Annotated in this window: 12 protein-coding genes; 9 read left to right on the top strand and 3 right to left on the bottom strand. The window is 67.3% G+C overall.

Going from position 1 to position 13,741, the window contains the following annotated elements; genetic code table 11:
• Window positions 1-3: 3 nt before the first annotated feature.
• Window positions 4-1,080 (bottom strand): regulator, encoded by a 1,077-nt coding sequence (locus WI26_RS10115; protein ID WP_069225866.1) that lies wholly within the window; start codon window positions 1,078-1,080, stop codon window positions 4-6.
• Between the two features lie 153 nt (window positions 1,081-1,233).
• On the opposite strand from WI26_RS10115, the gene WI26_RS10110 reads away from it, so the two are divergent.
• From WI26_RS10110 to ftsB, 9 genes are all read left to right on the top strand, one after another.
• Window positions 1,234-2,487 carry a lipoprotein-releasing ABC transporter permease subunit gene (locus WI26_RS10110; protein WP_059464184.1) on the top strand — a complete coding sequence of 418 codons (1,254 nt, stop codon included), beginning with the start codon at window positions 1,234-1,236 and terminating at the stop codon, window positions 2,485-2,487.
• Window positions 2,480-3,238, top strand: a complete 759-nt coding sequence (gene lolD / locus WI26_RS10105) for a lipoprotein-releasing ABC transporter ATP-binding protein LolD (RefSeq protein WP_081051465.1) — start codon at window positions 2,480-2,482, stop codon at window positions 3,236-3,238. The genes WI26_RS10110 and lolD overlap by 8 nt, the downstream gene beginning before the upstream one ends.
• A 61-nt stretch (window positions 3,239-3,299) precedes the next feature.
• The gene (locus WI26_RS10100; protein WP_069225865.1) at window positions 3,300-4,088 is read left to right on the top strand and encodes a TatD family hydrolase; all 789 of its coding nucleotides are present in this window, start codon (window positions 3,300-3,302) and stop codon (window positions 4,086-4,088) included.
• A 54-nt stretch (window positions 4,089-4,142) separates the two neighbouring features.
• Complete coding sequence (locus tag WI26_RS10095) at window positions 4,143-6,632, top strand: DNA internalization-related competence protein ComEC/Rec2 (protein WP_069225864.1); 2,490 nt, start codon at window positions 4,143-4,145, stop codon at window positions 6,630-6,632.
• 134 nt (window positions 6,633-6,766) lie between these two features.
• Window positions 6,767-7,612 (top strand): alpha/beta fold hydrolase, encoded by an 846-nt coding sequence (locus WI26_RS10090; RefSeq protein ID WP_059464181.1) that lies wholly within the window; start codon window positions 6,767-6,769, stop codon window positions 7,610-7,612.
• Between the two features lie 173 nt (window positions 7,613-7,785).
• Window positions 7,786-9,444 carry a CTP synthase gene (locus WI26_RS10085; RefSeq protein ID WP_059464180.1) on the top strand — a complete coding sequence of 553 codons (1,659 nt, stop codon included), beginning with the start codon at window positions 7,786-7,788 and terminating at the stop codon, window positions 9,442-9,444.
• The gene (gene kdsA / locus WI26_RS10080; RefSeq protein ID WP_014896643.1) at window positions 9,441-10,295 is read left to right on the top strand and encodes a 3-deoxy-8-phosphooctulonate synthase; all 855 of its coding nucleotides are present in this window, start codon (window positions 9,441-9,443) and stop codon (window positions 10,293-10,295) included. The genes WI26_RS10085 and kdsA overlap by 4 nt, the downstream gene beginning before the upstream one ends.
• A 106-nt stretch (window positions 10,296-10,401) precedes the next feature.
• Complete coding sequence (eno, locus tag WI26_RS10075) at window positions 10,402-11,685, top strand: phosphopyruvate hydratase (RefSeq protein WP_027784848.1); 1,284 nt, start codon at window positions 10,402-10,404, stop codon at window positions 11,683-11,685.
• Window positions 11,686-11,767: 82 nt separating this feature from the next.
• Window positions 11,768-12,193 carry a cell division protein FtsB gene (gene ftsB / locus WI26_RS10070; protein ID WP_059537896.1) on the top strand — a complete coding sequence of 142 codons (426 nt, stop codon included), beginning with the start codon at window positions 11,768-11,770 and terminating at the stop codon, window positions 12,191-12,193.
• Between the two features lie 103 nt (window positions 12,194-12,296).
• Here ftsB and WI26_RS10065 read toward each other — a convergent pair whose 3' ends face one another.
• Window positions 12,297-12,650, bottom strand: a complete 354-nt coding sequence (locus WI26_RS10065; RefSeq protein WP_059537898.1) for a hypothetical protein — start codon at window positions 12,648-12,650, stop codon at window positions 12,297-12,299.
• 136 nt (window positions 12,651-12,786) lie between these two features.
• On the bottom strand, window positions 12,787-13,737 hold the full coding sequence (hslO, locus tag WI26_RS10060; RefSeq protein WP_059464177.1) for an Hsp33 family molecular chaperone HslO: 951 nt from the start codon (window positions 13,735-13,737) through the stop codon (window positions 12,787-12,789).
• Window positions 13,738-13,741: the final 4 nt, after the last annotated feature.

Below are 13,741 nucleotides of genomic sequence, written 5' to 3'. Positions count from 1 at the left end.
GGGTTATTCGAACAGGGATGCCAGCGCGCGGCGGCGCCAGAACTTGCGCAGGTCGCCGCGCGTCGCGCGCAGCGTCACCGAGCTGGTGTCGCCGCACAGCGTGAAATCGACGCCGGCCAGTTCACCGTTCTGCAGCGCGGCGAGCGATGGCGCGAACCAGTCGCGCTCCAGCGCGGCGAGCGCCTCGTGCCAGCGTGCCCAGTCCTGTTCGATGAACGGGGCGGACAGCGCGGGCAGCTCGACGAGTGTCGTGCCCGCGGCGACGGGCACGGCGCCGAATGCCGCCGGCACGGTGCCGGCCTCGGCCCGCGCGGCGCGCGCGAGGCCGAGTGCCGCGGGCGATGTGGACAGCACGCGCGCGAACGGCTTGTCGACCGGCTTCATCGTGCCTTGCGCATGGAACCAGATCGAATTGACGGCGGGCAACCCGCGTGCTTCGCGCGCTTCGTTGACCGGATGCTGGAACCACGCCATCTGCACTTCGTTCTGCAGCTTCATCCACATCCGCGAGCGTTCGCCGGTGTGCGCCTCGTGCGGCAGCCAGATCTCGATGTTGCGGCCGCTCGCGCGCAGCGGCGCTGCGCCGGCGAGGCGGGCGAGCTGCTCGCTGGACAAGTACCAGCGCGCCGGCTGCGGCGCCTCCAGTCGCACGCCGAGCTCCTCTATAAGCGGGCGCGCGACCGCCAGCAATGCGGCGGCGTCGCCGTCATCGAGCGCGAGGCTTGCCGGGTCGACGAGCACGAGGTGATCGTGCGCGATTTCGACGTGGACGGGCTCGACGCACGCCCAGGCCTGGGCGCCCGGGTCGCCGCCGTCCGCCAGCAGCATGTAGGGCGCGAGCGGCGCCTCGTCGGCGGCGTTGCCCTGGGTCGCGCCGAACTGGCGGGCCAGCCAGCGCTCGTGCGGCAGCGTGCGCTGGAAGTCCTCGCCGGCCACGCGCTCGACGAGGCTCGCGCGGGCGAGCAACTTTTCGAGCGCGGGGCTGTCCAGCGTGTGCAGGGACGAGGCCGCATCGGCCGCCGACGGCAGCGCGAACGGAACGAGAAAATGGAGGCGTCGGTCGTGCATGATGGTGCGCATTGTATGGCAAACTGCGCGCGTGATCGGGCCGGCGGACGGCCCGATTGCATCCGGCGACCGTTTTTTCGGCCGTGCCCGGGGCGGCCTTCCGCCGCCGGACGGCGCTCCGGCCGCGGGCCGCCATCCCCGCCGTAACCAGCAGAAAGGATTCGCTTGAAACTTCCGTACGAATGGCAGATCGGCTGGCGCTACACGCGCGCCGGCAAACGCACGACCGGCAACGGCTTCATTTCCTTCATCGCACTGGTATCGATGCTCGGGATCGCGCTCGGCGTCGCGGCGCTGATCGTCGTGCTGTCCGTGATGAACGGCTTCCAGAAGGAGGTGCGCGACCGCATGCTGTCGGTGCTCGCGCACGTCGAGGTGTTCTCGCCGACCGGTTCGATGCCGGACTGGCAACTGACCGCGCAGGAAGCGCGCCGCAATCCGTCGGTGATCGGCGCGGCGCCTTACGTCGATGCGCAGGCGCTGCTCACGCGCCAGGACGCGGTGAGCGGCGTGATGCTGCGCGGCATCGAGCCGTCGCTCGAACCGCAGGTGTCGGACATCGGCAAGGACATGAAGGCGGGCCAGCTCTCCGCGCTCGTGCCCGGCCAGTTCGGCATCGTGCTCGGCGACGCGCTCGCCGGCAACCTCGGCGTGACGGTCGGCGACAAGGTCACGCTCGTCGCGCCGGAAGGCACGATCACGCCGGCCGGGATGATGCCGCGGCTCAAGCAGTTCACGGTGGTCGGCGTGTTCGAGTCCGGCCACTACGAATACGACAGCACGCTCGCGATGATCGACATCCGCGATGCGCAGGCGCTGTTCCGGATGTCCGCGCCGACCGGCGTGCGGTTGCGCCTCACCGACATGCAGAAGGCGCCGCAGGTCGCGGTCGAGTTGTCGCATACGCTGTCGGGCAGCCTGTACATCCGCGACTGGACCCAGCAGAACAAGACCTGGTTCTCGGCCGTTCAGATCGAGAAGCGGATGATGTTCATCATCCTCACGCTGATCATCGCAGTGGCCGCGTTCAACCTCGTGTCGTCGCTCGTGATGACGGTGACCAACAAGCAGGCCGACATCGCGATCCTGCGCACGCTCGGCGCGCAGCCCGGCTCGATCATGAAGATCTTCGTCGTGCAGGGTGTGACGATCGGCTTTGTCGGCACCGCATCGGGCGTCGCGCTCGGCTGCCTGATCGCGTGGAGCATCCCATGGCTGATCCCGATGATCGAGCATCTGTTCGGCGTGCAGTTCCTGCCGCCGTCGGTGTACTTCATCAGCGAGCTGCCGTCCGAACTCGTCGCGGGCGACGTCATCAAGATCGGCCTGATCGCGTTCGCGCTGTCGGCCGTCGCGACGCTCTATCCGAGCTGGCGCGGCGCGAAGGTGAAGCCGGCGGAGGCGCTGCGCTATGAATGACCGCGCGACCGCATTCGCGGATTCACGACAACCCATCAGACAGGATTCGGCAGGTATGCAGGAATACGTGCTTCAGGCGCGCGGCATCACGAAGGCGTTCGTGCAGGGCGGCTTCAACGTGCAGGTGCTCAACAACACCGAACTGACGGTGCGGCGCGGCGAGAAGCTCGCGGTCGTCGGCGCGTCGGGCTCCGGCAAGAGCACGCTGCTGCACGTGCTGGGCGGCCTCGACGAACCGAGCGCGGGCGAGGTGTCGCTGCTCGGCAAGCCGTTTACGCAACTCGCCGAGCGCGAGCGCAACGAGCTGCGCAACCGCGCGCTCGGCTTCGTCTACCAGTTTCATCATTTGCTGCCGGAATTCACCGCGCTCGACAACGTCGCGATGCCGCTGCGCATCCGCCGGATGACGACCGAGGACGCACGCGCACAGGCACAGGCGATGCTCGAACGAGTCGGTCTCGGTCCGCGCGCGAAGCACCGGCCGGGCGAGCTGTCGGGCGGCGAGCGGCAACGCGTGGCAATCGCGCGCGCGCTCGTGACGAAGCCCGCGTGCGTACTCGCCGACGAGCCGACCGGCAATCTCGACGGCACGACCGCCGACACGGTGTTCAACCTGATGCTCGAACTGTCCGAGACGCTCGAAACGAGCTTTGTGATCGTCACGCACGACCCCGAGCTTGCGGCGCGTTGCGACCGCATCATGCGCCTGCGCGACGGCGTGCTGCACGAGGAGCCGGCGCTGCCGGTATGAACCAACACCCCGCCGTGCCGGGCGAGTTCCGACGCGGCGGCGAGGGTGCAGGAAAGCCGTCATGTGGATCGATACGCATTGCCATCTCGATGCCGCCGAGTTCGACACCGACCGCGACGCCGTCGCGCACGCGGCGCGCGCGGCAGGCGTGTCACGCATCGTGATCCCGAGCATCGGGCGCGACAATTTCACGACCGTGCGCGAACTGGCGCAGCGTACGCCCGGTGCGGTCTATGCGCTCGGCATCCATCCGATGTATACGCCGCACGCTCGCGACGAGGATCTCGACCGCTTGCGCATGGAGATCGAAGCGAGCCTCGATGATTCGCGCTTCGTCGCGATCGGCGAGATCGGCCTCGACTATTTCGTGCCTGGCCTGGACGAAGGGCGGCAGCAATTCTTCTATCAGGGGCAGCTCAAGCTCGCACGCGAATTCGACTTGCCGGTGCTCTGCCACGTGCGCAAGTCGCAGGACCGCGTGCTCGCCGGGCTGCGCCGCTTCGGCGTGCGGCGCGGCATCGCGCATGCGTTCAACGGCAGTTTTCAGCAGGCCGACGCGTATCTATCACAGGGGTTGCATCTCGGTTTCGGCGGCAACGTGACGTTCGGACGCGCGTTGCAGATTCGTCGGCTCGCCGCGCAGTTGCCGCTTGACGCCATCGTCGTCGAGACGGACGCGCCCGACATCGCGCCCGAATGGGCGTACAAGTCCCGCAACACGCCCGACCAGGTGCCGCGCATCGGCGGCGTGCTCGCCGAGCTGCGCGGGATCGACGCGCACGCGCTATCCCTATCCACAACGGCTAACGCGCTCGCCGCGCTGCCGCGTCTCGCACGTTCGTCCGCATAATCGTCGCCGGAAGGTGCCGCATCGACGGCGGCGCCAGGTCGACGAGGAGGTGCGATGCGCGTGTGGTGGATCGCGTTCGCGCTCGGCGTCGTCGTGCTGCAGCGGCAGGCGGCGTTGCCGGGCATGGGCGGCTGGATAAGCGGGGCGATCGTGCTGGCCGGGTGCGGCGCGCTGCTCGCATGGTGCGCACGGCGCGGTCGAACTCGCGCGATCGTCGCGCTTCGGTGGATGCTCTGCGCATGCGTCGCCTGCGCGATCGGATTCGGCTATGCCGCCGCGCGCGCCGAATGGCGGCTGCGTGACAGCCTGCCTGTCGAGCGCGAAGGGCGCGACATCGTCGTCACGGGCGTGATCAGCGGGTTGCCGGTGATCGACGGCACCGGCGCGCGACTGCTGCTGGCCGTCGAATCGAACGATGCGGGGCTGGACCGTTTCCCTCCGGTGATCCGGTTGTCGTGGCGCACGTACGGCGCGCCCGCCGCACGCGGCGCGGTACCCGATTTGCGCGCCGCGCAGCGCTGGCGTCTCGTCGTGCGCCTGAAGCGCCCGCATGCCGAGGCGAACCCCGGTGTGCGCGACAGCGAGGCGACGTGGCTTGCCGCGGGCATTCGTGCGATCGGCTATGTGGTTGCGCCCGAGCGAGCGGAGCTGCTCGACGCGCGTGCATCGGGATGGCGCGCGTCGATCGATCGGATGCGCGACGCGCTGCGCAGCGGTATCGATGACGCGCTCGGCAGCGACGCGCGCCATCGCGGCATCGTGACCGCGCTCGCGGTAGGCGATCAATCCGGCATCGGCGACGCCGACTGGCGCGTGCTGCGCAATACGGGCACGAGCCATCTGGTCGCAATTTCGGGCCTGCACGTCGGGCTCATCGGCGCGATCGCGGGCGGGATCGTATCGTGGGTCTGGCGGCGTCTGCGCTGGCGCGGCCATGCCGCGGCGCTCGCGATGCCGGCGCCCTATGCGGCTTCGGTGGCGGCGCTGACGGCCGCCGCCGGCTATGCGGCGCTCGCCGGTTTCAACGTGCCGGCACAGCGCGCGTGGTGGATGATCGCGGCCGGGGCGGCTGCGTACCTTGCCGGACGCAGCGTGCCGACGTCCGCCGTGTTGTGCGCGGCGCTCGGCGGCGTGCTGCTTGTCGATCCGTGGGCGGTGGTGTCGGCCGGATTCTGGCTGTCCTTTGGCGCGGTTGCGGTGATCCTGATGGCCGTGGCGGGCTGGCGCGCGGTACGCGAATTCGACCGCGGCGACGACCGTGGGACGGACGGTACAGCCGCGGTCGACCGCTGGCGCCGGTTGTGCGCTTGGTGCAAGCGTGCCGGGCGCCGTGTCGCGGAGGCGACGCGTGTGCAGTACGCGGTGACGATCGGTCTCGCGCCGCTGACGGCCGCGTGGTTCGCCCAGATCTCGGTATCGGGCCCGTTCGGCAATGCGTTTGCGATCCCGTGGGTCAGCGCAGTCGTGACGCCGGTCGTGCTCGCCGGGATCGGATTGCCCGCGCCGCTGGACGCGTACGCGTTCCGACTCGCGCATGCGGCGCTCGAACCGATGATGGCGCTGCTCCGGCACCTCGCCGACTGGCCGGCCGGCGTGTTCTGGTTACGCATGCCCGACTGGCCGGCGCTGACGCTCGCATGCGTGGGCGTCGCGTGGGTCTTGATGCCGCGCGGCTGGCCGCTGCGCTGGGCGGCGCCGATGACATGGCTGCCGCTGGTCGCGCCGGCGCCCGATGTGCCGCCGCTCGGCGGCTTCCGGCTGACCGTGCTCGACGTCGGGCAGGGCGCGTCGGTGCTGGTGGAAACCGCGCGCCGGACTTTGCTGTTCGATGCGGGGCCGGGGGCCGAGTCGACCCATGCCGGTGCGCGGATCGTCGCGCCGGCATTGCGCGCGCGGGGGATCCGGACGATCGATTCGCTCGTGCTGAGTCACGCGGATGCCGATCACGCGGGCGGCGCGGCGGCCGTCTATGCGGCCGCCGACGTCCGTCAGCTGCTTGCTGGCATTGCGCCGCAGCACCGGCTGTGGCGTGACGCGCAGGTGGCCGGTGTGGCGGATCGGCTGCCGTGCGCGGGCGGGCAGCGGTGGGCCTGGGACGGCGTCGTATTCACGATGTTGTGGCCGCCGGGTGCTGCCGGCGCTGGTGCCACGAACGAACGATCGTGCGTGCTGCGCATCGACGCAGGCGACACGTCGGCGCTGTTGACGGGCGACATCGAGGCACGCGCCGAGCGCCGGCTGGTGGAGCACGCGCGCGACGCGCTGGTCGCGCAGATCCTCGTCGTGCCGCACCACGGCAGCCGCACGTCTTCGGTCGAGCCTTTCCTCGATTCGGTCGGGCCGCGCGTCGCGGTATTTCCTGTAGGCTATCGCAATCGATTCGGGCATCCGCACCGGACGGTCCTCGCGCGCTACGAAATGCGCGGGATTCCGTTGCCGCGCACCGATCGCGACGGGGCCGTGAGGTTCGACGTCGCCCCGGGCGGCGGTTTCGCATTCGAGCGTCATCGCGATGCACGGCGGCGGTACTGGATGGACCGGTGAGCGGCGCGATGGCGCGGGTCAAGAAAGAGGAGGCCGGAATAGACGCTGAAGCGCTAACTCCGGTCGACCGCGAAGCATGGGACCGGAATAAGCGCTGAAGCGCTAACTCCGGTCGACAAAGGAGACATTGGCGTTTGAAGGACATCCTCCATTTCTCGCATGCGAACGGTTTTCCGGCATCGACGTACCGGACGATCTTCGCGGAGCTGGCAGACGACTATGAGCTGCGCTACATCGAGCGCATCGGTCACGATCGCCGCTACCCGGTGACGCGCGACTGGCCGCATCTCGTCGAGCAACTGCTCGACGACATCGGCAGCCGCTACGAGCGCCCGGTCTGGCTCGTCGGCCATTCGCTCGGCGGCTACCTGTCGCTGATGGCCGCGCTGAAGAAGCCGCACTGGGTGCGCGGCGTGGTGATGATCGATTCGCCGATCATCGCGGGATGGCGCGCCGGCGCATTGCGCGCAAGCCAATGGGCGGGGCTTGACGAGCGGCTGTCGCCGGCTGCAGCGACGCGCAACCGGCGCACGCGCTGGGTCAGTCGCGACGAGGCCTGGCGGCACTTTCACGAGAAACCCGCATTCGCACGCTGGGACGAGCGGATGTTGTCTGACTACATCGACTACGGCATTCCGCAGGCGGGCGCCGACGGCGAACGCGCACTCGCGTTCGACCGGCAGGTCGAATACCTGATCTACCGGACGCTGCCGCATACGCTCGGCCCGCGGCTCGCGCATGGCGCGCCGGTACCGCTAGGCTTTCTGGCCGGCACGCGCTCGCGCGAGGTGCGGCAGGTCGGGCTCGACGCGACGCGTCGCGCGGCGCGCGGGCGCATCGAATGGATCGAGGGGAGCCACCTGTTCCCGATGGAGCGGCCGATCGAGACGGCCCGCGCATTGCAGCGGATGCTGAGTGTGCTGAAAACGGTGGAGGGCGGCGTGCCGCACGGCAGCGCGGCGCTCGCGAAAAGCGCCTGATACATCGGTCCGGTGCGCCCGCCGGCGTGCGCAGTTGCACCGACCGGCCGGCCGGTTCGCCCGGGCGCGCACGGCTGACGCGGCACAGCGCGAAAGGGCGGGATCATCGCGTCAATTGCTGAGAGAAGGGCGGGCTTTACGGTATAATCCGTTTTTCCCGCGAGCATCCAGCGATGACCAAATATGTTTTCGTCACCGGCGGCGTAGTTTCTTCCCTCGGCAAGGGTATTGCCGCCGCCTCCCTCGCCGCGATCCTCGAATCGCGCGGTCTGAAAGTCACCCTCCTCAAACTCGATCCCTACATCAACGTCGACCCCGGCACGATGAGCCCGTTCCAGCACGGCGAAGTGTTCGTGACGGAAGACGGAGCGGAGACCGACCTCGACCTCGGCCACTATGAGCGCTTCATCAGCACGAAGATGCGCAAGGCCAACAACTTCACGACCGGCCAGATCTACGAATCGGTGATCCGCAAGGAACGCCGCGGCGACTATCTCGGCAAGACCGTGCAGGTAATTCCGCACATCACGAACGAAATCCAGGCGTTCATCGAGCGCGGGGCGGCATCGGCCACCTGCGGCGAGCCGGACGTCGCGATCGTCGAGATCGGCGGCACGGTCGGCGACATCGAATCGCTGCCGTTCCTCGAGGCCGCGCGCCAGATGAGCCTGCGCCTCGGCCGCAACAGCGCGTGCTTCGTGCACCTGACGCTCGTGCCGTACGTCGCGACGGCCGGCGAGCTGAAGACGAAGCCGACCCAGCACAGCGTGCAGAAGCTGCGCGAGATCGGCATCCTGCCGCACGTGCTGCTGTGCCGTGCGGATCGCCGCATTCCCGACGACGAATCGAAGAAGATCTCGATGTTCTCGAACGTGCCGGAAGACGCCGTGATCTCGGTGTGGGACGCCGACAGCATCTACAAGATTCCGCAGATGCTGCACGACCAGGGCCTCGACCGGATCATCTGCGAGGAACTGAAGCTGTCGCCGAAGGACGCTGACCTGAGCATGTGGTCGGCGCTCGTCGAGAAGCTGGAAAACCCGAAGCACGAAGTCACGATCGGCATGGTCGGCAAGTATGTCGACCTGACCGAGTCGTACAAGTCGCTGATCGAGGCGCTGCGCCACGCATCGCTGCACACGTCGACCAAGGTCAACATCGAGTACATCGACTCGGAAGAAATCGAGACGAACGGTGTCGACAGCCTGAAGCATCTCGACGCCGTGCTGGTGCCGGGCGGTTTCGGCCGTCGCGGCACGGAAGGCAAGATCGCCGCGATCCGCTATGCGCGCGAGTCGAAGGTGCCGTACCTCGGCATCTGCCTCGGCATGCAGCTCGCGGTGATCGAATTCGCACGCGACGTCGTCGGCCTGAAGCAGGCGAACAGCACGGAATTCGATCCGGACACGCCGGAACGCGTGGTCGCGCTGATCACCGAGTGGTACGACCGCGAAGGCAAGGTCGAGACGCGCACCGAGGAATCCGATCTCGGCGGCACGATGCGCCTCGGCTCGCAACGTTGCCCGATCAAGCCCGGCACGATGGCCGAAGAGATCTATGGCAAGGACGTGAACGAGCGCCACCGCCACCGTTATGAAGTCAATAACCGCTTCGTGCCCCAGCTCGAAGCCGGCGGCCTTATCATCAGCGCCCGTACCCCGAGCGAGGATCTGCCGGAAATGATGGAGCTGCCGCGTTCGATGCACCCGTGGTTCGTCGGCGTCCAGTTCCACCCGGAATTCACGTCCACGCCGCGTGACGGTCATCCCCTCTTCAAGTCGTTCGTCGAAGCCGCGCTCGCCAACAAGCAAGCGCGCGGAGTGCAAGCATGAAGCTGTGCGATTTCGAGGTCGGTCTCGACCAGCCTTTCTTCCTGATCGCGGGTACCTGCGTCGTCGAATCGGAGCAAATGACGATCGACACGGCGGGCCGCCTGAAGGAAATCTGCGAGAAGCTGAACGTTCCGTTCATCTACAAGTCGTCCTACGACAAGGCGAATCGCAGCTCGGGCAAGTCGTTTCGCGGCCTCGGAATGGACGAGGGGCTGCGGATCCTCGGCGAGGTGAAGCGCCAGCTCGGCCTGCCGGTGCTGACCGACGTGCATTCGATCGAGGAGATCGAGCAGGTCGCGTCGGTCGTCGACGTGCTGCAGACGCCCGCGTTCCTGTGCCGTCAGACCGACTTCATTCACGCGTGCGCGCGCTCGGGCAAGCCCGTCAACATCAAGAAGGGCCAGTTCCTCGCGCCGCACGACATGAAGAACGTGATCGACAAGGCGCGCGACGCGGCGCGTGAAGCCGGCCTGTCGGAAGACCGCTTCATGGCGTGCGAACGCGGCGTCTCGTTTGGCTACAACAACCTCGTGTCCGACATGCGTTCGCTCGCGATCATGCGCGAGACGAGCGCGCCGGTCGTGTTCGACGCGACCCACTCGGTGCAACTGCCGGGCGGGCAGGGCACGAGCTCGGGCGGCCAGCGCGAATTCGTGCCGGTGCTCGCGCGTGCCGCAGTCGCGACGGGTGTTGCGGGCCTGTTCATGGAAACGCACCCGAATCCGGCGGAAGCGAAGTCGGACGGCCCGAACGCGGTGCCGCTGAACCGGATGGGCGCGCTGCTGGAGACCCTCGTCACGCTCGACCAGGCGGTGAAGCGCAATCCGTTCCTGGAAAACGATTTCAACTAAAGATCGAATGAACCTTGCGGCGGCTTCGCGCGTCAGTAGCGTAGGCAGTTTCGGCGTGCGTGCCGTCGCAGTTTGAAGAATCCATCGTCATTCTCAGAGGAAACCCATGAGTGCAATCGTAGATATCATCGGCCGCGAGATTCTGGATTCGCGCGGCAACCCCACCGTCGAATGCGACGTGCTGCTCGAATCGGGCACGATGGGCCGCGCGGCGGTGCCGTCGGGCGCGTCCACCGGCTCGCGTGAAGCGATCGAACTGCGCGACGGCGAAGCCGGCCGCTACAACGGCAAGGGCGTGCTGAAGGCCGTCGAGCACATCAACACCGAAATCTCCGAAGCCATCATGGGCCTCGACGCGTCGGAACAGGCGTTCCTCGACAAGACGCTGCTCGAGCTGGACGGCACCGACAACAAGTCGCGCCTCGGCGCGAACGCGATGCTGGCCGTATCGATGGCCGTCGCGAAGGCAGCGGCTGAAGAAGCCGGCCTGCCGCTGTACCGCTACTTCGGCGGCTCGGGCGCGATGCAACTCCCGGTTCCGATGATGAACATCGTCAACGGCGGCGCGCACGCGAACAACAGCCTCGACATCCAGGAATTCATGATCGTCCCGGTGAGCCAGCCGACGTTCCGTGAAGCCCTGCGTTGCGGCGCGGAAGTGTTCCACGCACTGAAGAAGATTCTGAGCGACCGCGGCATGAGCACGGCAGTCGGCGACGAAGGCGGCTTCGCGCCGAACTTCGGCAGCAACGACGAGTGCCTGTCGACGATCCTGCAGGCGATCGAGAAGGCAGGCTACCGTGCGGGTGAGGACGTGCTGCTCGCACTCGACTGCGCGGCATCGGAGTTCTACCACGACGGCAAGTACCAGCTCGCGGGCGAAGGTCTGCAACTGTCGTCGGCCGAATTCACCGACTACCTCGCGACGCTCGCCGACAAGTTCCCGATCGTGTCGATCGAGGACGGCATGCACGAAAGCGACTGGGACGGCTGGAAGCTGCTGACCGAGCGCCTCGGCAAGAAGGTTCAGCTCGTCGGCGACGATCTGTTCGTCACGAACACGCGCATCCTGAAGGAAGGCATCGAGAAGGGCATCGCGAACTCGATCCTCATCAAGATCAACCAGATCGGTACGTTGACCGAAACATTCGCGGCAATCGAAATGGCGAAGCGCGCAGGCTATACGGCCGTGATCTCGCACCGTTCGGGCGAAACGGAAGATTCGACGATCGCGGACATCGCGGTCGGCCTGAACGCCGGTCAGATCAAGACGGGCTCGCTGTCGCGCAGCGACCGTATCTCGAAGTACAACCAGCTGCTGCGCATCGAGGAAGACCTCGGCGATATCGCGAGCTACCCGGGCAAATCGGCTTTCTATAACCTGCGCTAACGCGCTACTATCGGGTTCGTCATCTCGACGCCGCTCTGTGCATGTCGCGCGGAGCGGCGCTTCTTATATCTGCGTCTCGTACATGCGGCTTGTCACTGTCGTCCTGATTGCCTTGCTGGCGCTCATTCAGTACCCCCTATGGTGGGGACACGGCGGATGGTTGCGGGTGCACGAATTGCGCCAGCAGCTCGGCGATCAATTGCAGAAGAATGCGGACGAGAAGCTGCGCAACGAACGGATCGCGGGCGAAGTGCAGGATCTGCAGGGCGGTACCGCGGCCATCGAGGAGCGCGCGCGCTACGAAATGGGCATGGTGAAGGACGGCGAAGTATTCGTGCAGTTCGTGTCGCCGAATGCGCCAGCCGCGCCGCTGAGCAACGCGCCTTCGAACACGTCGACGCGCGGCACCGTGTCCGCGGCGCCCGTGCGTGTCGTGCCGAACCCGCAGTCGATCGCGAAGCCGTCGCGGCATCATGGCGGCGAGAAGGGCAAGGCCGCGCATCACTGAGCGCGGGAGTCCGAACCATTGATAAAGCGCGGGAAATACCGCGCTTTTTTATTTCCTGTCAGTCGTCAATCGAGCCGGTCGAGTTGGTCGACGTGATCGCGCATCACCACCACCAGCCCGGGTAACCGTAGCCGATGCCGGTGCCCCACCGGTTTCCCCAGCCGCCGCCGTAATAGCCGCCGTAGACCGTCACGGGGGGCGGCGAGTAATACGACCACGCACGTGCGGCGGCTTCTGCCGCCATCGCGTTGTTCTGCTCGCGCAGCACCTGCCGGTCGATTTCGTCGTAGCGTTTGCGCTCCGCACTCGACAGTGCGGGCGGCTGACCGCCCGATGCGCCCGGTTCGGGCAGGCGGCTCAGGATCGTCGACGAAGGCGGCTGCACCGCGCAGCCGACGAGGGTCAGTGTGCCGGCTGCGGCACTGGTCAGGACGAGGGTGCGGAACGGGCGATTCATGTGTTTCTCCAGCAGCGCGCCGACAGCGGAAAGCGGTTTGCGCCGAAGGCGGGCCTTCAGCGCAGGGCCGTGCGAGCGACGCTCATGCGCCATTATGCGCCCGCGCGCGCATGGCGAGCACAGGCGCGCGACTCGCTCAGTGGCGCTGGTCGGTCGCGGGCGTGATGCCGGTCGCGAGTTCCGGCGCGGCGAACAGTTGCGCGACGTCGACCGGATCGAACTCGTAGCGCTGGTTGCAGAACTCGCAGTGGATCTCGACGTGTCCGCGTTCGACGATCACGCTGTCGACTTCATCGCGGCCGAGCATGCGCAGCATCGCGCCAACCTTTTCGCGCGAGCACGAGCACTGGAAGCGCGTACCGGCCGGATCGAAGTGCTGCACGTTTTCCTGCCAGAAGAGCCGGCGGAACACGACTTCCGGTTCGACCTCGAGCAGTTCCTTCGCGGACAGCGTGCCGCCGAGCGTGCAGACGCGCTCCCACGTGTCGGCGTCGGTCTCGGCGTTGCGCGGCACGATGCCGCCGTCGCCCGGCAGCTTCTGCAGCAGCATGCCGACCGCGCGGTCGCGATCGGCCGCGAGCCACAGCCTCGTGTCGAGCTGCTCCGAGTGGTGCATGTAGTGCTCCAGCACTTGCGACACCGATTCGAGCGGACCGTCGACACCGTTCAGCGGCACGATGCCCTGGTAAGGCTGCTGGCCCGGCAGCTTCTCGGCCGGGTCGAGCGTGATCACGCAACGGCCGTGGCCGCTCGCGTTGACGAGCGACGCGAAGTGCGTGTCGTCGCCGATCGTCTGCGCGGCGTCGCCGGCGAACTTGGCCGTCGCGCGCATCGACAGGTCCGAGCTGCACTGGACGACCAGCATCTGGACCGGCCCGTCGCCGAAGATCTGCATGATCAGGGTGCCGTGAAATTTCAGGTTCGCGGACAGCAGCGCACACGCGGCCATCATCTCGCCGAGCACCGTGCGCACCGGGGCAGGGTAGTCACGGCGGGAAAGCACCTCTTGCCACGTGTTGCGCAGCGATACGATTTCGCCGCGCACGGGTGCCGAATTGAACATGAATTTCTGTAACTGGTCGCTCACTCTT

Source organism: Burkholderia diffusa, assembly GCF_001718315.1.
GTDB classification, from domain to species: Bacteria; Pseudomonadota; Gammaproteobacteria; order Burkholderiales; family Burkholderiaceae; genus Burkholderia; species Burkholderia diffusa_B.
The sequence above is the reverse complement of the archived record's forward strand: the minus strand, read 5'-3'. Positions and strand labels throughout refer to the sequence as shown.